At 44.6% G+C, this 1,225-nt stretch carries 1 protein-coding gene; it reads left to right on the top strand.

What is annotated here, in order from left to right; all coding sequences use genetic code 11:
- The coding region (locus tag D5018_RS21890) for a pentatricopeptide repeat-containing protein (RefSeq protein ID WP_165905153.1) at positions 1–1,225 on the top strand (1,225 nt) is incomplete at both ends.

The following is a 1,225-nucleotide window of genomic DNA, read 5'->3' as shown; positions in this document are numbered from 1 at the left end:
TTTAGAGGTTCATGCTTCGATACCAATGATACTCTCCACTACCATTACTATTGCTTGAACGACACAGAGAAGGAAAGACTTAAAGCCTTTTTTACTCATCCCCATCGACCTAACAAAGGCGACGTTCCTATTGCTAACCCTACCAAAGGGGCGTTTTCGTCAAGAAGAAACATCACCTCGTACAAGCATTGCAACTTACGAATCATCAATGATTTTAACCATGGGCATAAAGCGCTAATTGATGTCGAAAAGGTCACCATAAACTTACTGTCAAAAGTCATTCATATGGAAGATGCATTAAGGTTACTTAATAATCTTGATCAACTACGTTCAAGTGTACTCCCTCCGGCACCATATAATAAGTGCATCAATCGATGTTTGGCTCTCCATTCAGGTCACAAAGCAGCATTCGACAATATACTGAAAATTTTAAACCTTATGTTGGTAAAAAAGGTTAAACCTGACTCGATAACCGCTATGAATTTCTTAGTGGCTTGTGCTGAATGTGGTGAGTTTGAGGCCGCGAAACAATTGCTGTTTGACGTCGACGGCCAACCCAGCTGGCTATCCCAATGGGAATTAACGCCAAACATTGCGCTTTGTAATGCTTACCTAACGGTTTGTGCCAAAACAGGGAAGTTTAACGAGGCGTATGAGTTTCTAAATGTTGCCAGTCCCAACAATATGCAACGGCGATGGCCTAATGCGAAGCCACCGATTAAACCTGACCGGATAACCGCTATGAATTTCTTAGTGGCTTGCGCTGAATGCGGTGAGTTTGAGGCCGCAAAACCATTGCTGTTTGACGTCAACGGCCAACCCAGCTGGCTATCCCAATGGGGATTAACGCCAAACATTGCGCTTTGCAGTGCTTACTTAACGGTTTGTGCCAAAACAGGGAAGTTTAACGAGGCGTATGAGTTTCTAAATGTTGCCAGTCCCAACAATATGCAACGGCGATGGCCCAATGCGAAGCCACCGATTAAACCTGACCTGATAACCGCTACGAATTTCTTAGTGGCTTGCGCTGAATGCGGTGAGTTTGAGGCCGCAAAACCATTGCTGTTTGACGTCAACGGCCAACCCAGCTGGCTATCTCAATGGGAATTAACGCCAAACATTGCGCTTTGCAGTGCTTACTTAACGGTTTGTGCCAAAACAGGGAAGTTTAACGAGGCGTATGAGTTTCTAAATGTTGCCAGTCCCAACAATATGCAACGGCGAT

The organism is Parashewanella curva, from assembly GCF_003675895.1.
Lineage (GTDB): Bacteria > Pseudomonadota > Gammaproteobacteria > Enterobacterales > Shewanellaceae > Parashewanella > Parashewanella curva.
Note: the sequence above shows the minus strand (reverse complement) of the source record. Positions and strands in the feature narration are given on the sequence as shown.